The sequence below is a fragment of the Flagellimonas aurea genome, from assembly GCF_017313785.1.
Classification (GTDB): domain Bacteria; phylum Bacteroidota; class Bacteroidia; order Flavobacteriales; family Flavobacteriaceae; genus Flagellimonas; species Flagellimonas aurea.
The window spans coordinates 56,009-76,218 of sequence record NZ_JAFLNL010000002.1 but is presented as its reverse complement, the minus strand read 5'-3'; the positions used below and the strand labels follow the sequence as shown (position 1 = coordinate 76,218).

General features: G+C 41.3%; 21 protein-coding genes. 20 read left to right on the top strand and 1 reads right to left on the bottom strand.

What is annotated here, in order from left to right:
- Positions 1 to 5 precede the first annotated feature (5 nt).
- Positions 6 to 1,550: a T9SS response regulator signal transducer PorX gene (gene porX, locus J0656_RS03745; protein WP_207031657.1), complete on the bottom strand. Its 1,545-nt coding sequence runs from the start codon at positions 1,548 to 1,550 to the stop codon at positions 6 to 8.
- A 37-nt stretch (positions 1,551 to 1,587) separates the two neighbouring features.
- Here porX and J0656_RS03740 point away from each other — a divergent pair, with 37 nt between their 5' ends.
- From J0656_RS03740 to hisF, 20 genes are all read left to right on the top strand, one after another.
- Positions 1,588 to 2,811 carry an HD domain-containing protein gene (locus J0656_RS03740; protein WP_207031656.1) on the top strand — a complete coding sequence of 408 codons (1,224 nt, stop codon included), beginning with the start codon at positions 1,588 to 1,590 and terminating at the stop codon, positions 2,809 to 2,811.
- A 23-nt stretch (positions 2,812 to 2,834) separates the two neighbouring features.
- Complete coding sequence (gene lpxD, locus J0656_RS03735; protein WP_207031654.1) at positions 2,835 to 3,872, top strand: UDP-3-O-(3-hydroxymyristoyl)glucosamine N-acyltransferase; 1,038 nt, start codon at positions 2,835 to 2,837, stop codon at positions 3,870 to 3,872.
- The gene (locus J0656_RS03730; RefSeq protein ID WP_207031653.1) at positions 3,853 to 5,265 is read left to right on the top strand and encodes a bifunctional UDP-3-O-[3-hydroxymyristoyl] N-acetylglucosamine deacetylase/3-hydroxyacyl-ACP dehydratase; all 1,413 of its coding nucleotides are present in this window, start codon (positions 3,853 to 3,855) and stop codon (positions 5,263 to 5,265) included. The genes lpxD and J0656_RS03730 overlap by 20 nt, the downstream gene beginning before the upstream one ends.
- Positions 5,266 to 6,051 (top strand): acyl-ACP--UDP-N-acetylglucosamine O-acyltransferase, encoded by a 786-nt coding sequence (lpxA, locus tag J0656_RS03725; protein WP_108246092.1) that lies wholly within the window; start codon positions 5,266 to 5,268, stop codon positions 6,049 to 6,051.
- 4 nt (positions 6,052 to 6,055) lie between these two features.
- Complete coding sequence (gene efp, locus J0656_RS03720) at positions 6,056 to 6,622, top strand: elongation factor P (protein WP_207031652.1); 567 nt, start codon at positions 6,056 to 6,058, stop codon at positions 6,620 to 6,622.
- A gap of 6 nt (positions 6,623 to 6,628) precedes the next feature.
- Positions 6,629 to 7,564 carry a UDP-3-O-(3-hydroxymyristoyl)glucosamine N-acyltransferase gene (locus tag J0656_RS03715; RefSeq protein WP_207031651.1) on the top strand — a complete coding sequence of 312 codons (936 nt, stop codon included), beginning with the start codon at positions 6,629 to 6,631 and terminating at the stop codon, positions 7,562 to 7,564.
- A gap of 62 nt (positions 7,565 to 7,626) precedes the next feature.
- Positions 7,627 to 8,499, top strand: coding sequence for a succinate--CoA ligase subunit alpha (gene sucD, locus J0656_RS03710; protein ID WP_176619957.1), 873 nt, complete (start codon positions 7,627 to 7,629; stop codon positions 8,497 to 8,499).
- Between the two features lie 107 nt (positions 8,500 to 8,606).
- Positions 8,607 to 9,356 carry a 3-oxoacyl-[acyl-carrier-protein] reductase gene (gene fabG, locus J0656_RS03705; RefSeq protein ID WP_207031650.1) on the top strand — a complete coding sequence of 250 codons (750 nt, stop codon included), beginning with the start codon at positions 8,607 to 8,609 and terminating at the stop codon, positions 9,354 to 9,356.
- A 4-nt stretch (positions 9,357 to 9,360) separates the two neighbouring features.
- A complete protein-coding gene (locus J0656_RS03700; protein WP_207031649.1) occupies positions 9,361 to 11,394 on the top strand; it encodes a vWA domain-containing protein in 2,034 nt (677 codons plus the stop codon).
- 12 nt (positions 11,395 to 11,406) lie between these two features.
- Entirely contained in the window at positions 11,407 to 12,222 is an 816-nt protein-coding gene (locus tag J0656_RS03695) for a prohibitin family protein (RefSeq protein WP_207031648.1), read from the top strand.
- 199 nt (positions 12,223 to 12,421) lie between these two features.
- Positions 12,422 to 13,279, top strand: a complete 858-nt coding sequence (gene hisG / locus J0656_RS03690) for an ATP phosphoribosyltransferase (protein ID WP_207031647.1) — start codon at positions 12,422 to 12,424, stop codon at positions 13,277 to 13,279.
- A complete protein-coding gene (gene hisD / locus J0656_RS03685; protein ID WP_207031645.1) occupies positions 13,279 to 14,562 on the top strand; it encodes a histidinol dehydrogenase in 1,284 nt (427 codons plus the stop codon). Before hisG ends, hisD begins: the two co-directional genes overlap by 1 nt.
- Complete coding sequence (gene hisC, locus J0656_RS03680; RefSeq protein ID WP_207031643.1) at positions 14,562 to 15,608, top strand: histidinol-phosphate transaminase; 1,047 nt, start codon at positions 14,562 to 14,564, stop codon at positions 15,606 to 15,608. Before hisD ends, hisC begins: the two co-directional genes overlap by 1 nt.
- Entirely contained in the window at positions 15,608 to 16,744 is a 1,137-nt protein-coding gene (hisB, locus tag J0656_RS03675) for a bifunctional histidinol-phosphatase/imidazoleglycerol-phosphate dehydratase HisB (RefSeq protein ID WP_207031641.1), read from the top strand. The genes hisC and hisB overlap by 1 nt, the downstream gene beginning before the upstream one ends.
- Positions 16,745 to 16,825: 81 nt before the next feature.
- The gene (gene hisH, locus J0656_RS03670; RefSeq protein WP_207031639.1) at positions 16,826 to 17,410 is read left to right on the top strand and encodes an imidazole glycerol phosphate synthase subunit HisH; all 585 of its coding nucleotides are present in this window, start codon (positions 16,826 to 16,828) and stop codon (positions 17,408 to 17,410) included.
- Position 17,411: 1 nt separating this feature from the next.
- Positions 17,412 to 17,828: a GNAT family N-acetyltransferase gene (locus J0656_RS03665; RefSeq protein ID WP_207031638.1), complete on the top strand. Its 417-nt coding sequence runs from the start codon at positions 17,412 to 17,414 to the stop codon at positions 17,826 to 17,828.
- 3 nt (positions 17,829 to 17,831) lie between these two features.
- Positions 17,832 to 18,563 carry a 1-(5-phosphoribosyl)-5-[(5-phosphoribosylamino)methylideneamino]imidazole-4-carboxamide isomerase gene (hisA, locus tag J0656_RS03660; protein ID WP_207031637.1) on the top strand — a complete coding sequence of 244 codons (732 nt, stop codon included), beginning with the start codon at positions 17,832 to 17,834 and terminating at the stop codon, positions 18,561 to 18,563.
- Entirely contained in the window at positions 18,556 to 19,074 is a 519-nt protein-coding gene (locus J0656_RS03655) for a DinB family protein (protein ID WP_207031636.1), read from the top strand. Before hisA ends, J0656_RS03655 begins: the two co-directional genes overlap by 8 nt.
- Positions 19,075 to 19,090: 16 nt before the next feature.
- On the top strand, positions 19,091 to 19,417 hold the full coding sequence (locus J0656_RS03650) for a DMT family transporter (RefSeq protein ID WP_207031635.1): 327 nt from the start codon (positions 19,091 to 19,093) through the stop codon (positions 19,415 to 19,417).
- 37 nt (positions 19,418 to 19,454) lie between these two features.
- The gene (gene hisF / locus J0656_RS03645) at positions 19,455 to 20,210 is read left to right on the top strand and encodes an imidazole glycerol phosphate synthase subunit HisF (RefSeq protein WP_207031634.1); all 756 of its coding nucleotides are present in this window, start codon (positions 19,455 to 19,457) and stop codon (positions 20,208 to 20,210) included.

The following is a 20,210-nucleotide window of genomic DNA, read 5'->3' as shown; positions in this document are numbered from 1 at the left end:
GAGTATTATTTAGGGTCCAAAACTACAAAAGGGACAATCATTTCTTCCAACGAGACACCGCCATGCTGATAGGTATTTCTGTAATAACTCACATAGTGATTGTAATTGTTAGGGTAGGCAAAGAACAGGTCGTTCTTGGCAAAAATGAAACTACTGCTCAAATTAATGTTGGGCAAATGGATTTCCTGTGGATTCTTGGTAGCTAACACGTCCTTTTCCTGGTACGTGAGACTTCGTCCCGTTTTATAGCGAAGATTTAAACTGGTCTCACGATCACCTATGACCTTGGAGGGCTGATTTACATTGATGGTCCCGTGATCGGTAGTCAAAATCAGTTTCATGCCCAATGTTTGGGCTTGCTGGATAATTTCCAACAGCGGGGAGTTTTTGAACCAGCTCAGGGTTAATGATCGATAAGCCTTATCATTCGATGCCAGTTCCTTCACCACTTCCATTTCGGTTTTGGAATGGGATAACATGTCCACAAAGTTGTAGACCACCACGGTTAGATCATTATTCTTTTGGGTCTTAAAGTTTTGGGCGAGTTGTTTCCCCTGTTTTAGATTGCTTATTTTGTGGTATTCCCATTTAAGGTCCAATCCCAATCTTTTAAGCTGTTCTCCCAAAAAATCGGATTCATGCAGATTTTTGCCGCCTTCGTCCGTATCGTTTTTCCACCAATCTGGATAACGCCTTTCCATTTCGGAGGGCATCAAACCGGAAAAAAGTGCATTACGAGCATACTGTGTTGCCGTTGGAAGGATACTGAAATAGGCGCATTCTTGTTTCTTCTTATAATGAACGGACAATGTTTTTTCAAAAGCCAACCATTGGTCATACCTTAAATTATCTATGACAACCATAAGAGTTTTGCTATCATCCAGCTCGGGCACTACTTTGTTTTTAAATAGAGTGTGGGACATTACGGGAGCTTCACCTTCCTTGAACCAATTCTTGTAGTTCTTATCTACAAACTTCCCGAACTGCGAATTGGCTTCTACCTTTTGGGATTCCAATATCTCGAACATGCCCGAATCTTCGATTTGTTCCAGCTCCAGTTCCCAATAAATCAATTTCTTGTAGAGTTCCACCCATTCCTCTTGTGTGTTGATCATGGATAGATCCATGGCTATTTTACGGAACTCCTGTTGGTAATTGGCCGTGGTCTTTTCTGAGACCAAACGGGAATTGTCCAAACTCTTTTTTAAGGAAAGTAAAATTTGATTGGGATTTACGGGCTTGATCAAATAATCTGCTATTTTGGAACCAATGGCCTCGTCCATAATATACTCTTCTTCACTTTTGGTGATCATTACCACAGGAATGGAGCCATCATATTTTTTAATTTCGGTCAAGGTTTCCAGACCGGACAGGCCTGGCATGTTCTCGTCCAAAAAAACAATATCAAAAAAAGTACCCGTCACTTCTTCGATGGCGTCCTGTCCACTTTGGCTGGTCACTACCTTGTAGCCTTTGCTTTCAAGAAATAATATATGGGGTTTTAATAGGTCTATTTCATCATCGACCCAAAGAATTGTTATCTTGTTCATATAGTGTTTATCTTTGTGGGAATTAAAACAAAAATCCTTGGTAAAAACCAATAAACTTAATGTTTTCAACGACCCAATTTACGGTTTTATTGGAACTCCAAACGAACTAATTTTTAGTCTGATATCACATCCTTACTTTCAAAGGTTGAGACGGATATCCCAAATGGGGCTTTCATATTTGGTGTATCCAGGTGCGCATCATACACGATTCCATCACGCATTGGGCAGCATGCATTTAATGACTAAGGCCATTCAGGTTTTAAAATTAAAAAATGTAGAGATAACCGAAGTAGAAGAAGAAGGATTATTGTGTGCTATTTTGCTTCATGATATTGGTCATGGCCCATTTTCCCATGCTTTGGAAGGCTTTGTGGCCAAAGAAATCAGCCATGAGCAGATTTCCTTGAAATTTATGATGGAATTGAACGAAGAGTTCAACGGAAAGTTGGATACTGCCATCGCCATATTCAAAGGTGATTACCCAAAGACATTTTTAAATCAATTGGTCTCCAGTCAATTGGATATGGACCGTTTGGATTACTTAAAACGAGACAGTTTTTACTCTGGTGTTACCGAGGGCAACATAAATTCGGAGAGATTAATTTCCATGTTGAATGTTGTGGAAGGCAATCTAGTTGTGGAAGAGAAGGCCATTTATGCGGTAGAAAAGTTTTTAATGGCCCGCAGGTTTATGTACTGGCAGGTGTATCTGCACAAAACAGGATTGGTGGCGGAGCAACTATTGGTTCGTGTAATGCAACGAGCAAGATTTCTACTCAGTAATGGAGAACCGCTTGCCGCAAGTGAATCCTTATTGTTTTTTTTGAAGAACAATGGAACCTTGACCTTTACTACCGACGTTTTAAAAACTTTTGCCAAACTTGATGATATCGATATTTTGGGAGCTCTGAAGAATTGGCAGTTCCATGATGATTTTGTGCTTTCCAAACTTTGTGAAATGTTATTGAACAGGCGTCTTTTGCATATTAAAGTAAAAAAGCGGCCCATAACTCAAGAAAAATTAAATGAAAAGTTGGAATGGATCATCAAAAAGCATGATCTTTCCGTTGAAGAAGCATCCAATTTCGTATTTAAGGGGGAAATATCCAACAAAGCATACAGTAAGGACGAGGCCATTCAAATATTAAAAAAGAACGGTAAAATTTCAGATGTACTTAAAGAATCGGACCAGCTAAGCCTGAAAGCGTTGGCCGAAACTGTGACCAAATATTACAGCTGTTATCCGAAGAAAGCCGTTTAACAAATTTTGTTACTTTTGCACCAATGAAATTTACAGCTACCCAAATTGCCGGAATCTTAGAAGGGGAAGTTGAGGGAAATCCTCAAATCGCTGTCCATAAATTGTCCAAGATCGAAGAAGGTGAAAAAGGTTCACTGACCTTTTTGGCCAATCCAAAATACACCTCTTACATTTATTCCACCAAAGCATCCATCACCATTGTGAACAAGGATTTTGTGCCGGAGCAATCCGTTTCCACAACACTTATTAAAGTGGAAGACGCGTACAAATCCTTCTCCAAATTATTGGAATATTACAATCAGGTGAAAAACAACAAGATAGGAGTGGAAAACCCTTGTTATATATCCGAAACTGCTAAATACGGTGAAGGATTTTACCTGGGTGCGTTCGCTTATTTAGGGGATAATGTAAAAATAGGGGACAATGTAAAAATATACCCAAACGCATACATTGGCGATAATGTGAGCATTGGCAACAACGTTATTGTTTTTGCCGGAGCAAAAATATACTCGGAAACCATTATCGGAAACAATTGTGTAATCCATGGTGGAGCGATCATTGGGGCGGACGGATTTGGTTTTACCCCAAACTCCAACGGCGAATACAGTAAAGTGCCCCAGACGGGGAACGTGATCATAGAAGACAATGTGGATGTTGGTGCGGGCACTACAATTGACCGTGCCACATTAGGTTCCACCATATTGAGAAAGGGCGTAAAACTGGACAACCAGATCCAGATTGCGCACAACGTTGAAATTGGAGAACATACTGCCATTGCAGCCCAGACAGGGGTGGCAGGTTCCACCAAAATAGGAAAAAACTGTTTGATAGGAGGTCAGGTAGGAATCGTTGGACACATCACCATAGGTGATAGGGTCCGAATCCAAGCCCAATCCGGAATCGGAAGAAACGTAAAAGATGATGAAGCTCTCCAAGGGTCGCCAGCACTAAACTATGGAGACTTCAATAAATCATATGTACACTTTAAGAATTTGCCAAAATTGGCAAGTCAAATCTCTAACATAGAAAAAAGAGTTGAAGGTGAGCAAACCAAGCAATAAACAACGCACCATTGGCAAAAAAGTAACGCTACAAGGTGTAGGACTACATACAGGCGAAAATGTAACCATGAGCTTTTTACCTGCGGACGAAAACCACGGTTTTGCATTTCAAAGAATTGATTTGGAAGGGGAACCCATTATTGAAGCCGATGCCAATTATGTGGTGAATACCCAAAGGGGCACCAATCTAGAAAAGAACGGTGTTAAAATTCATACCTCCGAACATGTGCTTGCTGCACTAGTGGGTCTGGATATCGACAATGTCCTAATTGAACTCGATGCCCCGGAACCACCAATTATGGATGGTTCCTCCAAATTTTTTGTGAAAGCGTTGGAGGAAGCCGGTATAGTTGAACAAGAGGAAGAAAGGGAAGAATACATTGTAAAGGACGTGATTTCTTACAAAGATGAAGCCACGGGCAGTGAAATCACCATTATTCCTTCTGATGAGTATCAGATTACTACCATGGTGGATTTTGGGACCAAGGTTTTGGGCACTCAGAATGCCACTTTGGAAAAAATGTCCGATTTTAAGGAAGAAATAGCCGATTCTCGTACGTTCAGTTTTCTTCATGAATTAGAAATGTTGTTGGAGAACGGCCTGATTAAAGGTGGTGACCTTAATAACGCCATTGTTTATGTAGACAAAGAAATTTCGGAGTCTACTATGAAGAAATTGGAGAAAGCTTTCGGCAAAGAGAAACTTTCCGTAAAACCCAATGGGATTTTGGACAACCTTACCCTTCATCATCCTAACGAAGCGGCAAGACATAAATTATTGGATGTTATCGGGGACTTGGCATTGTCCGGAACACGGATTCGTGGAAAAGTCATTGCAAACAAACCCGGGCACTTCGTGAACACCCAGTTTGCAAAAAAACTGTCCAAAATTATTAAAATAGAAAAAAGGAACAAGGTTCCTAGCTATGACCTCAATCAAGAGCCTTTGATGGACGTGAACGAAATCATGGCTCGGTTACCGCATCGTCCACCATTCTTATTGGTCGATAAAATCTTGGAGCTTTCCGATTCACATGTGGTCGGAGTCAAAAATGTGACCATGAACGAGCCATTTTTTGTTGGTCATTTTCCTGGAGCACCCGTAATGCCTGGCGTTTTGCAGGTTGAAGCTATGGCTCAAACTGGAGGAATTCTTGTGTTGAGCACGGTTCCCGACCCGGAGAACTACCTTACCTTTTTTATGAAGATTGATAAGGTGAAATTTAAACAACAGGTAGTTCCGGGAGACACTTTAATATTTAAATGCGATTTGATATCTCCCATACGTAGGGGAATTTGCCACATGCAGGCCTATGCGTACGCCAACGGAAAATTGGTTTCCGAGGCGGAGTTGATGGCACAGATCGTAAAAACAAAAAATACAGATTCGTAAATGAACCAACCTCTAGCATATGTACACCCAGGAGCCAAAATCGCCAAAAATGTGGTGATCGAACCCTTTACCACGATACACAATAATGTAACGATAGGTGAGGGAACTTGGATTGGTTCCAACGTAACCATAATGGAAGGAGCTCGAATTGGAAAAAACTGTAGTATTTTCCCTGGAGCCGTAATTTCCGCAATGCCTCAAGACCTTAAATATCAAGGTGAGGAGACCACAGTTGTAATTGGTGACAATACAACGATCAGGGAATGTGCCACGATTAACAAAGGTACTTCCGACCGTATGAAAACGGTGATTGGAAATAATTGTTTGATTATGGCCTATTGCCATGTTGCACACGATTGTTTTGTGGGTGATGGCTGTATTTTCAGTAACAACTCTACTTTGGCGGGACATGTCACCATCGGTCAGAATGTGGTTTTGGCAGGTATGGTAGCCGTTCACCAGTTTGTTTCCATTGGAAACCATGCTTTTGTAACAGGTGGTTCTTTGGTACGTAAAGATGTACCTCCATACGTGAAAGCGGCAAGGGAACCACTATCTTACGTAGGTATCAATTCCATTGGATTACGAAGAAGGGGATTCGAATCGGATAAGATTCGTGAAATCCAAAACATTTATAGACTACTCTATCAACAAAATTATAACAATTCCCAAGCGGCATCCATTATTGAAGCTGAAATGGAGGCGACTCCAGAGCGAGATGAGATCCTTCAATTTATAAGAGATTCGCAACGTGGAATTATGAAAGGTTATTTCAGTTCAAATTAAATTTATGGCAAGTACTTCTGATATAAGAAAAGGATTGTGCATCAAGTACAATCACGATATCTACAAGATCGTAGAATTTCTTCATGTGAAACCTGGCAAAGGACCCGCATTTGTCCGAACCAAATTGAAAAGTGTCACCACTGGAAAGGTGATTGACAATACGTTTTCCGCAGGACACAAAATTGAAGATGTCCGTGTAGAAACACGTAGTTATCAATTTTTGTACAGTGAAGGTGAGACCTATCACTTCATGAACACGGACGATTACACACAGATTGCTTTGCAAAGGGATGCTCTTGATGCATACGATTTGCTAAAAGAAAGCGAAGTCGTTACAATCATTTTCAATGCCGAGGACAATATGCCGCTTTCGGTTGAAATGCCAGCAAGTGTTGTTTTGGAAGTCACCCATACAGAACCTGGGGTAAAAGGAAACACGGCGACCAATGCTACCAAGCCCGCTACCGTTGAAACAGGGGCGAGTATCAATGTGCCTCTTTTCATCAATGAGGGTGACAAGATTAAAATTGACACCGAAAAAGGAGCTTACCTGGAACGTGCGAAAGAATAACTTTGAATGAAATTCGCTAAAACGCATACTTTAAAAGAAATTTCGGAAATCATTGCCTGCGATTTTGTCGGGGATGAAAATTTTCCTGTACTCGGTATGAATGAAATCCATGTGGTGGAAGAAGGGGACATCGTATTTGTGGATCATCCCAAATATTATGATAAAGCCCTTCAATCAAAGGCAACGGTGGTGCTCATCAACAAAGAAGTTGAATGCCCGGAAGGGAAGGCATTGCTCGTTTCCGATGACCCTTTCAGGGATTTCAACAAACTTACGCGTCATTTTAAACCCTTTGAAACTGCAGCTGCATCAATAGCTGAATCGGCGGAAATAGGGGAAGGTACCATTATTCAGCCCAACGTATTTATTGGCAACCATGTGAAAATCGGTAAAAACTGCGTGATCCATCCAAACGTAACGATTTACGATAGATGTATTCTTGGCGACAACGTAACCATTCACGCAGGAACTGTGTTGGGTGCCGATGCGTTCTACTACAAAAACAGACCCGAAGGCTTCGATAAACTGCTTACCGGAGGAAATGTCGTTATCGAGAACAACGTAGATATTGGTGCCGGGTGCACGATTGACCGAGGTGTAACAGCTTCAACAACAATTAAAGAAGGTTCCAAACTGGATAATCAGATTCAAGTAGGGCACGATACTATCATTGGAAAAAAATGTTTGATTGCATCCCACGTGGGTATTGCAGGCTGTTGTATTATTGAAGATGAAGTGACACTTTGGGGACAAGTTGGTATAACAAGTGGCGCCACCATTGGAAAAAAAGCAGTGATTCTGGCGCAGTCAGGTATTTCAAAATCCTTAGAGGGAGGAAAAACATATTTTGGGTACCCGGCAGAGGAAGCACGGGAAAAACTTAAACAAATCGCATACATTAAAAAGATTCCCGAAATCTTGAAAAAACTGAAAAAGATTTAAGAAATCAATAGATAAAAACTTTAGTAAACCATATTTTTGTATCTCTACATTAAGTTAAATATATGAGCGTCTTAGTAAACAAGGATTCAAACATAATTGTACAAGGATTTACCGGTAGTGAAGGAACATTTCATGCCGAACAAATGATTGAATACGGAACCAACGTGGTTGGTGGTGTGACTCCCGGAAAAGGAGGACAGGAACATTTGGGAAAACCAGTTTTCAATACAGTGGAAGATGCTGTAAAAGAGGTTGGTGCCGACACCACAATTATTTTTGTTCCGCCCGCATTTGCTGCTGACGCCATTATGGAAGCTGCCGATGCAGGAATCAAGGTAATCATTACCATTACCGAAGGTATTCCCGTAGCGGATATGGTGAAGGCCAACGATTACATAAAAAACAAGGATTGCACATTGATTGGTCCAAACTGCCCTGGTGTGATTACTCCCGGTGAAGCGAAAGTTGGTATTATGCCAGGATTCGTTTTCAAAAAAGGAAAAGTGGGCATCGTTTCAAAATCCGGAACATTGACTTACGAAGCTGCTGACCAAGTAGTTCGCCAAGGATTGGGAATCACAACTGCCATCGGAATTGGTGGTGACCCAATTATCGGCACTACAACAAAACAAGCCGTTGAGCTATTGATCAATGACCCAGAAACCGAATGTGTTGTTATGATCGGTGAAATCGGAGGTCAATTGGAAGCTGAAGCCGCTAGGTGGTATAAAGAGAGTGGAAGCAAAAAGCCGATTGTTGGATTTATTGCTGGTGAAACTGCTCCTGCCGGTCGTACTATGGGACATGCCGGTGCCATTGTAGGTGGAAGTGATGATACGGCCCAAGCCAAGAAGAGAATCATGAAGGAATGTGGAATCCACGTGGTCGATTCTCCAGCTGAAATCGGCGTAAAAGTAAAAGAAGTGGTTGGGTAACCAACCGTTAAAACCATACTAAATCCCGTTTTATGCGGGATTTTTTTTCGTCTAAACATAAAACAACAACTATATTTGGTTATTAACCATTCAAACACAATCATTGTATGAAACTTTTGGAAGGGAAAAATGTAATTATAACTGGAGCCAGTAGAGGAATTGGAAAAGGCATTGCCGAAGTATTTGCAAAACATGGGGCAAATGTGGCTTTCACTTACAGTTCCAGTGAAGCCCCAGCCTTGGAATTGGAAAAAGAACTGTCCGAAATAGGCGTAAAGGCCAAGGCCTATAAAAGTAATGCCGCCAGTTTTGAAGAATCCGAAGCACTTGTTGCCAAGGTTTTGGAGGATTTTGACGGAAGAATTGATGTATTGATCAATAACGCAGGTATCACCAAGGACAATTTGTTGATGCGTATGGGCGAAGCAGATTTTGATACCGTAATTGAAATTAACTTGAAATCAGTGTTTAATATGACCAAAGCGGTGCAACGTACTATGTTGAAGCAGCGCAAAGGTTCTATTATTAATATGAGCAGTGTAGTAGGGGTAAAAGGTAATGCAGGACAAACCAATTATGCAGCCTCTAAAGCCGGTATGATTGGTTTTACCAAATCCGTTGCATTGGAACTAGGGTCTAGAAATATCCGTTGCAACGCCATTGCTCCCGGTTTCATCGAAACTGAGATGACCGAAAAACTGGACGAAAAAACAGTTCAAGGTTGGAGAGAAGGCATTCCGTTAAAACGAGGTGGAAGTCCAGAAGATGTTGCCAATGCATGTGTATTCTTGGCATCGGACCTATCCGACTACGTAACAGGACAGGTATTGAATGTTGATGGTGGAATGTTAACATAAATGAATGGAGTTGAGCACGGTACTTCTTATTGTTTTAGCAGTTGCTGCCGCGCTTATCCTTGTCTATTTTCAATACTTCTATAAAAACCCAAGAAAGGGTTCACTTAAGATACTATTGGCCGCATTAAGGTTTATCACCTTGTTTTGCGGCCTTTTACTTTTAATAAACCCAAAGTTTGTCAGTAAGGATTATTTTGTTGAAAAAGCCAATTTGATTCTGGTAGTGGATAATTCCACTTCTATGCAAGATGCTTCATCCCAGACTGATATTTCCCAAGCTATCCAACAAATTAGTCAGAATAATGCTATAAACGAAAGATTCAGCATCCATCAATACGGGTTTGGCAATACCATTTCTGCTAGCGATTCTATTCAATTTGATCGGAGCAATACCGATATTTCCAATGCACTCAATACCTTAAACGAAGTATTTGTCAACGGAAACAATGCCATTGTGTTGTTTTCCGATGGCAATCAAACTTTAGGAAGAGATTATGAGTACATCACGCTCAATGAAAATTCAACCGTAAACCCAGTTGTCGTTGGGGATACAACCCAGTATGAAGATATTTCAGTTGGGCTTATCAATGTAAACAAATACGCTTTTTTACGCAATAGCTTTCCTATAGAATCTACAATTCGTTACCAAGGTAGCCGAGCGGTATCCAGTACGGTAACTATTTCCATCAATGGAAGCAGGGTGCACCAAGAACGCATAAACTTTAGTGCTACCAAGAATAGTCAAACCTTGAACACCTTGGTCGAGGCGCAAAGTGTGGGCGTCAAAACCATTAAAATTGAAGTAGGGACCTTGGACAACGAACGTAATACCGCCAACAATTCCAAGGAAACCGCCATTGAAGTAATCGACGAAAAAACCAATGTCGCCATCGTTTCGGATATGTTGCACCCTGATATCGGGGCATTGAAAAAATCCATCGAATCCAACGAACAGCGCTCAGTTACCCTTTTAAAACCCAACGTCAGTCAATCCGAATTGAAAGACATGGGATTGATCATTTTGTATCAGCCCAATCGAAATTTTAGAAGTATTTACGAGTTTATCAATAATTCAGGTGCCAACCATTTTACCATCACTGGAAGCAAAACGGATTGGAACTTTTTGAACGGTATTCAAGAGAGCTTCACCGTTTCGGGTAGCAGACAAGCAGAGGATATTTTACCTGTTTTGAACAACGCCTTCGGGTTATTTGGTCTTGGCAATTTTGCTGTTGACGGATTTCCACCCTTAAAGGGAACCTTGGCAGATATTCAGTTGAACAAAGAAAGTGAAACATTGATGTTCCAGCAATTGCAGGGCATCAACCTTGAAAAGCCTTTATTTTCAATTTTGACCGAATCCAACACAAAGGAAGCCGTTCTTTTTGGAGAGGATATTTGGCGCTGGCGCGCTCAAGTCTATCGAAATGAGCAGAGTTTTGACACCTTCGATGAATTTATCGGGAATTTGATGGTGTATCTGGGCTCCAACAAACAGCGCAATCGTTTGGAACTGGACTATGAATTGGTGTTTGACAATGCGAGTATGGCCAAGATCAGGGCTTCCTATTTTGATGAAAGCTATCAGTTTGATTCCAATGCCAACATTTCCATTTCTATCAAAGGAAGGGAGAACGATTTTTCACGGACTTCGCCAATGTTGTTGAAGGGCTCTTTTTATGAAGTGGATCTGAGTGATCTGGGATCAAGGGAATATGAGTTTACAGTAACTGTTCAGGATGAAAATTTGAGCCGCTCGGCCACTTTTAAAATATTGGATTTTAACCCAGAAAAGCAACTGGTTTCCTCAAACTATAAAAAAATGGAACGTTTAGCTTCCAAAAATAGGGGGCAAGCATATTATTTGGACAAACTGGAAGAACTACAGACCAATTTATCATCATCACAACAGTTTTTACCTGTTCAAAAAAGCAGGGATAATGTTGTATCTTTAATAGATTTCCGTATTTTACTCGGACTCATCATCCTTTCGCTTGCAGCGGAATGGTTTATCAGAAAATATAACGGATTAATATAAATCAAACTAAACATGGATAAATTACCAAAGATTGCGTTGCCGGCTTTGGCAGCGATTATTTTTTTAATCATTTTTGCATCTAGGTCAACAGTGACCATTGGTTCCGGTGAAGCTGGAGTTTTGTACAAATATTTCGGTGGAGGGGTTGTTACCGACGAACCACCTTTGGGAGAAGGCTTTCATCTTGTAGCACCTTGGAACAAAGTCTTTGTTTACGAAGTACGGCAGCAAGAACAGCTCGAAAAAATGAACGTACTCTCATCCAACGGTCTGGACATTAAATTGGAGGCATCCGTGTGGTTCCAGCCCAAATATGAGCAACTCGGAAAGTTACATCAGGAAAAAAGTGAACAGTACATAGAGCGTGTTCTACTTCCTGCCATCAGGTCTGCCGCACGTAGCGTTGTTGGGCGTTATACCCCCGAACAATTATACTCCAGTAAACGTGATGCAATCCAACAAGAGATTTTTGAGGAGACCCAGAAAATTGTGGAAGACCAGTATATTCAACTCAATGAGGTACTGGTGAGAGATGTTACCTTACCGCCAACCATCAAGGATGCCATTGAGCGCAAATTGAAGCAGGAACAGGAGTCATTGGAATATGAATTTAGATTGGTGACTGCCGAAAAGGAAGCTGAAAAAGTTAGAATAGAAGCGCAGGGTAAGGCCGATGCCAACCGTATTTTGAGTGCATCTTTAACAGATAAGATATTACAGGACAAGGGTATAGATGCAACGCTTAAGTTGGCGGAATCCCCAAATGCCAAAGTGGTTGTGGTAGGTTCGGGCGATGACGGATTGCCATTAATTTTGGGAAATAACTAAATTCTCCTTTTTTGATATAAAAATATATCCTATTTTTGGAGCATAATGAGAAACAAAAACACACATCATCATTTTTATACTTGCCCTCAAGCGAGATAGAAATGTATTGTTGTTTTTAAAATATATTCTAACCCGTTTGAGAAATCAAACGGGTTTATTTTTTGTACCCATTTGATTTTTCGGACAAAACGATTAAAAAATGACAAAAATTAGAATTGCAGTCCAAAAAAGTGGCCGATTGAACGAGGATTCCCTCGCTATTTTAAAAGATTGTGGCATTTCCATCGATAATGGAAAGGACCAGTTGAAGGCCACCTCAAGAAATTTTCCTTTGGAAGTTTTTTATTTACGGAACGGGGATATTCCACAATACCTGAGAGATGGGGTAGTGGACATTGCCATTATCGGGGAAAATGTTTTGATTGAAAAAGGAAAGGACATTTCCATCGCGGAGCGTCTTAATTTTTCCAAATGTCGCGTTTCCTTGGCCGTACCCAAGGGCGTAACCTACAATTCCATCAAGGATTTTGAAGGTAAAAAAATTGCCACTTCGTACCCGAACACCGTAAGGGAGTATTTGGAGTCCAAAGGTGTAACAGCAGATTTACACATCATCAATGGTTCGGTGGAAATCGCACCAAATATTGGCTTGGCCTATGGAATTTGTGACATTGTTTCCAGTGGCAGTACGCTCTTCAAAAACAATTTAAAGGAAGTGGAAGTGATGCTAAAAAGTGAGGCCGTATTGGCAGTATCACCCACCATTTCCGAAGAACGCAAGGAGCTGTTGAAGAAAATCCAATTCAGGATTAAATCGGTATTGCAGGCGCGGAACAACAAGTATGTTTTGATGAATGCCCCCAACGATAAATTGGATAAAATCATTTCCATTCTTCCTGGAATGCGCAGCCCTACGGTTTTACCTTTGGCAGAAGAAGGATGGAGCTCCGTGCACACCGTAATCAATCGGGAGACCTTTTGGGAGGTTATCGATGAGCTGAAAGCAGCTGGTGCAGAAGGTATTTTGGTTTGTCCAATTGAAAAAATGGTATTGTAATGCAACGTATCAACTATCCACAGCCTACGGAGTGGGAAGAAATCTTAAAGCGACCTACCCAGACCGTTTCCGATATTGAGGAAATTGTCAACAGTATTTTTAAGGAGGTTCAGGCCGAGGGCGATACCGTCATCAAAAAATATACGGCCCAATTTGATAAAGTGAGTTTGGAATCACTTTTAGTGAACGATGCTGAGATTGATAACGCCAGTAATTCTGTTTCTGATGCGTTGAAACAAGCCATCACGCTGGCCAAATCCAACATTGAGAAATTCCATGCGGCACAGAAAACCTCAAAAGTAGAAGTTGAAACCATGCCTGGTGTGGAGTGCTGGCAAGAAAAGCGCCCCATCCAGAAAGTAGGATTGTACATTCCTGGGGGAACAGCGCCACTTTTTTCTACAATTTTAATGTTGGCTATTCCTGCTACATTGGCGGGATGCAAAGAAATTGTGCTCTGTAGCCCACCAGATAAAAATGGGGAAATCAATCCAGCGATTTTATATACGGCCCAATTGTGCGGTGTAACGCAAATATTTAAAGTAGGTGGGATTCAAGCCATTGCAGGGATGACCTTTGGAACGGAGAGCATTCCGAAAGTGTACAAAATCTTTGGCCCTGGGAATCAATATGTGACCGTCGCAAAACAACTGGCCACACAATACAACGTGGCTATCGATATGCCCGCAGGTCCAAGTGAATTGTTGGTGGTTGCTGACGATTCTGCCAATGCAGCCTTTGTTGCTTCGGATTTGTTGAGTCAGGCCGAGCACGGGGTGGACAGTCAAGTGATTTTGGTCTCCACTTCGGAAAAGTTGGTTAAGGCCGTTGAAAAGGAAATCGAGAATCAGATACAACTTCTGTCCAGAGAAGAAATCGCCGGTAAATCCATCGGTAACAGCAAGCTCATTCTAGTCAAAAATGACCAAGAAGCTTTGGATTTGATTAATGAATATGGTCCAGAACACTTTATTGTTTGTGTGGAGAACGAGGGTTTTTATCTCGAGAACATTCAGAATGCGGGTTCGGTCTTTATTGGAAACTATACGCCAGAAAGTGCAGGGGATTATGCTTCGGGCACCAATCATACCCTGCCCACAAACGGCTATGCCAAGCAATATAGCGGTGTGAATCTGGATAGCTTTATGAAGAGTATGACCTTTCAGAAAATATCCAAAAAAGGCATCAAAGGTATTGGAACTGCCATTGAACTGATGGCCGAAGCGGAAGGATTGCAGGCACATAAAAATGCGGTGACCCTTAGATTAAAAAGTTTGAAATAATGGAAGGGTTTGATTTAAATAAATTGGTAAGGGAATCGGTTCTTAAGCTACAACCGTACTCTTCCGCACGCGACGAGTATGTCTCGGATGGTTCGGAGATGATATTTTTGGACGCCAACGAAAATCCCTTCGATAATGGGGTCAACCGCTACCCAGACCCTTACCAGCGAAGTTTAAAATCTTTGCTGGCGAAGCAGAAAGGAGTATCGGAAAATCAAGTTTTACTCGGGAATGGGAGCGACGAGGTCTTGGATTTGATCTACAGGGCGTTTTGTGAACCGAATCAGGATAATATTATCACGCTGCCACCAACTTACGGAATGTATAAAGTGCTGGCAGGCATCAATGCAGTTAAAAACAAGGAGGTGCTGCTAACCAATGATTTCGAACCCAATGTGGATGAAATTTTAATGGCGGTGGATATCAAAACCAAGTTGTTATTCATTTGTTCGCCAAATAATCCTACGGGCAACGCTTTCAAAGAAGAAGCCGTCGAAAAATTGCTGAAGTCCTTTCAGGGTTTGGTGGTGATTGACGAAGCTTATATCGATTTTTCAAAGGATGAAAGTTGGTTGTCGAAATTGGATAACTATCCCAATTTGATTGTGACCCAAACGCTGTCCAAAGCCTATGGACTGGCTGGTATCCGATTGGGCATATGCTATGCATCAGAAGAAATTATCGGTGTTTTGAACAAAATCAAACCACCCTACAATGTCAACCAATTGACACAGCAGCGTGCCTTACAACGGGTGTTGAACCAAGACTTAGTCAATAAAGAGGTGCAACAGATTCTTGATGAAAGAGATGAATTGATTAATGCTTTGAACGGTTTGGAATTTGTAAAGGAATTATATCCAACCGACGCTAATTTTGTATTGGCCAAAGTTGACGATGCCAACAAACGCTACCAACAACTATTGGATAAACAAGTGGTGGTGCGCAACCGAAGCACGCAGCCGCTCTGTGAGAATACATTGCGATTTACCGTAGGCACACCAGAGGAGAACAAAAAATTGATAGCCATTTTAAAAGAATTGAACTAATGGGCAAAAAAGTATTGTTTATTGATCGTGATGGAACCATCATCAAGGAAACTGTGGATGAGCAGATAGATGCTTTTGAAAAGATGGTTTTTTACCCCAAGGTATTCACTTATTTAGGTAAAATAGCCAAAGAGTTGGACTATGAACTGGTCATGATCACCAATCAAGATGGCCTTGGTACCGATATTTTTCCTGAAGCTACGTTTTGGCCCGTGCATAATTTCATCATCAAAGCTTTTGAGAACGAAGGTGTGATTTTCGATAATGTTTTTATTGACAGAACCTTTCCAAAAGACAACGCCAATACCCGAAAACCAGGTACGGGTATGTTGACCTCCTATTTTTCCGATGACTATGATTTAGCCAATTCATTTGTGATCGGTGACCGCTTGACAGATGTTGAATTGGCCAAAAATCTGGGAGCCAAAGGAATCTTTATCAATGATGAAACACATTTGGGAACAGGGGAAATCACAGTAAAACGTGAAGAATTGGATGAGTACATCGCTTTGGAAAGCAACGATTGGGAGAAAATTTATGAATTCTTAAAATTGGAGAATCGTGTTGCGGAAATAACCCGAAAAACCAACGAGACCGAAATCTATATCAAAATCAACCTTGACGGCACAGGAAAAAGTGACATCAATACAGGTCTGGCGTTTTTTGACCATATGTTGGACCAGCTAGCTAGGCACGGACAAATGGATTTGGAAATCAAAGTGGATGGAGACCTGGAAGTGGACGAACACCATACCATTGAGGATACCGCGATTGCCTTGGGTGAGCTGTTTTCCAAAGCTTTGGGCAACAAATTGGGCATTGAACGCTATGGTTTTGCGTTGCCCATGGACGATTGCCTTGCACAAGTTGCCATTGATTTTGGCGGACGGAATTGGTTGGTCTGGGACACCGAATTCAAACGTGAAAAAGTGGGCGATATGCCAACTGAAATGTTCATGCACTTTTTTAAATCGTTTACCGATGGCGCCAAAGCCAATTTGAACATCAAGGCCGAAGGAACCAACGAACACCATAAAATCGAGGCCATATTCAAAGCTTTTGCCAAGTCCATTAAAATGGCGGTAAAACGGGATGCTGAAAAAATGGTGCTGCCCTCTACCAAGGGTATGCTATAAAAACTGTCATTTCGAAGGAGCTTGCGACTGAGAAATCTAGATTTCTCGCTTTGCTCGAAATGACAAAAGATTAAAGAATAAATGAAGATTGTAATAATCGATTACGGAGCAGGTAATATTCAAAGTATCATATTTGCGATAAAACGGCTAGGATATGAAGCTGTTTTGAGCCATGATGCAGAAGAAATCCGAAATGCCGATAAAGTGATTTTTCCTGGAGTGGGAGAAGCCAGTTCCGCTATGGCCAAATTAAAAGCTACAGGATTGGACAAGGTAATTCCTACCTTAAAACAACCTGTTTTGGGCATCTGTTTGGGCATGCAGCTCATGTGCCACTCATCAGAAGAAGGTAACACGGAAGGCTTGGGCATTTTTGATTTGGATGTGGTTAAATTTTCCAATAAGGTCAAAGTCCCTCAAATTGGATGGAACCAGATTTCGGATTTAAAAAGTGAGCTGTTCAAAAATATTCCTGAGAAAGCCTATATCTATTTGGTGCATAGTTTTTATGCTCCGATTGGCTCGGAAACTATTGCCAAATCCGAGTACGATGTAGAATATAGTGCGGCTCTGCAGAAAGAAAACTTTTATGGGGTACAGTTCCACCCTGAAAAAAGCAGCGATGTAGGTAGTGAAATATTAAAAAATTTTCTAAATATTACCTGATATGGAGTTCCATATTTTGACGGACAAAGAGAAACTGGATATCCCAAGAATTCATAAAGAGGTAACCTCGACATACTGGGGAAAGGAAAGAACCTGGGAGGAAACCTTGATGACCATTGAAAAAAGTATCTGCTTTGGAATGTTCAATAAGAACGGTGAGCAGGTTGCTTACGCCAGAATGATGACAGACGGTTTGGTGTTTGCCTACATTATGGATGTAGTTGTCTTTGATCCCAACAAGGGCAAAGGACTTGGAAAAAAATTGGTGCAATATATTTTGGACCAACCTGATGTGAAGAAAGTCAACACAGTAGCACTAAAAACATTGGACGCCCATAGTTTTTATGAAAACCTGGGCTTTAAAAAAGTTGGGGATTCAAAAATGTGGATGTCCATAGAACGAGTAAAATATGACTAGAAAATGAGATTGATTCCAGCCATAGACATTATCGATGGAAAATGTGTTCGTCTATCAAAAGGTGATTATAGCACCAAAAAAGTCTATAATGAAAATCCGTTGGAAGTGGCCAAGGAGTTTGAGGCACACGGTATCCAGTACCTACATTTGGTTGATTTGGACGGGGCTAAATCCCAACATATTGTCAACTACAAAGTGTTGGAGACCATTGCCTTAAAAACCAGTTTGCAAATTGACTTTGGCGGTGGATTAAAATCGGGTGATGACCTGCATGTTGCTTTTCAAAGCGGAGCACATCAAATTACGGGCGGAAGTATTGCTGTTAAAGACAGGGAAACTTTTTTGAGCTGGTTGTCGACCTACGGGGCTAGAAAAATCATTCTAGGTGCCGATGCCAACAACGAGAAAGTGGCGGTTTCGGGCTGGCAAGAAGAATCGGATTTGGAGCTGATTCCATTTGTGCAGCAGTATCAATCCGAAGGTATCGAATATGTGATTTGTACGGATATAAGCAAGGATGGCATGCTGCAAGGGCCTGCATTCGACTTGTATCAAAAAATGTTGGCCCAAACCAAAAAAGGCTTAAATTTAATTGCCAGTGGTGGTATTTCCACTTTTGACGAACTCCCCAGACTTGCTAAACTTGGTTGTGAAGGTACAATCATTGGAAAAGCCATTTATGAAGGCAAGATCAGTTTAAAGCAATTGGAACATTATATTCTTGAAAATGGATAAAGAAAGAGAACTCCAAGAAGAATTGGTATGGAACGCAGGGTACCGTATGAACGAAAGCCTGCGGATGATCAAAATTTGTTTAGATCAGTTATCGGAAGAACAGGTATGGGAAAAACCCAATGAATCGAGCAATAGTATCGCCAATCTCATCCTTCATTTATGCGGAAACATTACCCAATACGGGATAGCTTCCATCCAAAATTTGGAAGATGAGCGTAAGCGGGATGAGGAGTTTTCCACCGATTCAGGTTTTACCAAAGCAGAGCTCATCAAAAAGCTTGAAGACACCATTTCCGATGCCAAAAGGGCATTTTATGATGCCCCGCTCAATGAATTGTTGCGGAAACGAAACGTGCAGGGCTTCAATTTTTCAGGTGTGGGCAACATTATCCATGTTACCGAGCATTTGTCCTACCACACGGGCCAAATAGCACTTTGGACAAAAATTTTAGAAAACAGGGACCTTGGGTTTTATGGTGGGATCAACCTGAATGCAAAAAACGAAAGCTAGCATTACAATACAACCTATGAACTGGATACTATTGATAATTGCAGGACTCTTTGAAATTGCATTTGCAGCCTGTCTTGGAAAGGCCAAGGAAACAACGGGAACGGAAATGACGTATTGGTACATAGGATTTGTAGTTTGCCTTACAATCAGCATGTTTTTGTTGGTCAAAGCAACACAAGAATTGCCGATAGGTACAGCATATGCGGTTTGGACCGGTATCGGTGCCGTGGGGACGGTCCTGTTTGGAATTTTTGTTTTTAAGGAACCCGCAACGTTTTGGAGATTATTTTTCATAACAACATTGATTGCTTCAATTGTTGGTTTGAAGGTAGTCTCACATTAATAAAGTACTAATAAAAAGTGCTGCCAAAGAAGAATAAATGCTTACAAAAAGAATCATACCCTGTCTCGATATTAAAAACGGACGCACCGTGAAAGGAGTCAACTTTGTTGATCTACGTGATGCAGGAGACCCTGTGGAACTCGCGTCCATTTATGCCAAAGAAGGAGCGGATGAATTGGTTTTCCTGGATATCTCGGCTACGGAGGAAAAACGGAAGACCTTGGCGGAATTGGTATATCACGTGGCTGAGACCATCAACATACCTTTTACCGTTGGCGGAGGAATTTCTTCCGTGGAAGATGTGGATATTCTCCTCAAAAACGGGGCCGATAAGGTTTCCATTAACTCATCAGCGGTGAAAAGACCTGAATTGATCAATGAATTGGTGGCCAAATTCGGTTCGCAATGTATTGTGGTTGCTATTGATGCCAAACAGCTAGACGGAAAATGGAAAGTCCATTTGGTAGGAGGGAAGGTACCTACGGAACTGGATCTTTTTGATTGGGCAAAGGAAGTGGAAGAACGCGGAGCAGGTGAGATTTTATTTACCTCGATGGACCATGATGGCACCAAAAATGGTTTTGCCAATAAAGCTTTAGCAAAATTGTCCGCCCTGGTGAACATTCCAGTGATTGCCTCAGGTGGGGCGGGAAATATTTCTCATTTTACCGATACATTTAAAGATGGAAAAGCTGATGCGGCCTTGGCTGCCAGTGTTTTTCACTTTAAGGAAATTGAAATAAACACACTTAAACAAGAATTAAAGGAAGAAGGAATTCCTGTAAGAATATAA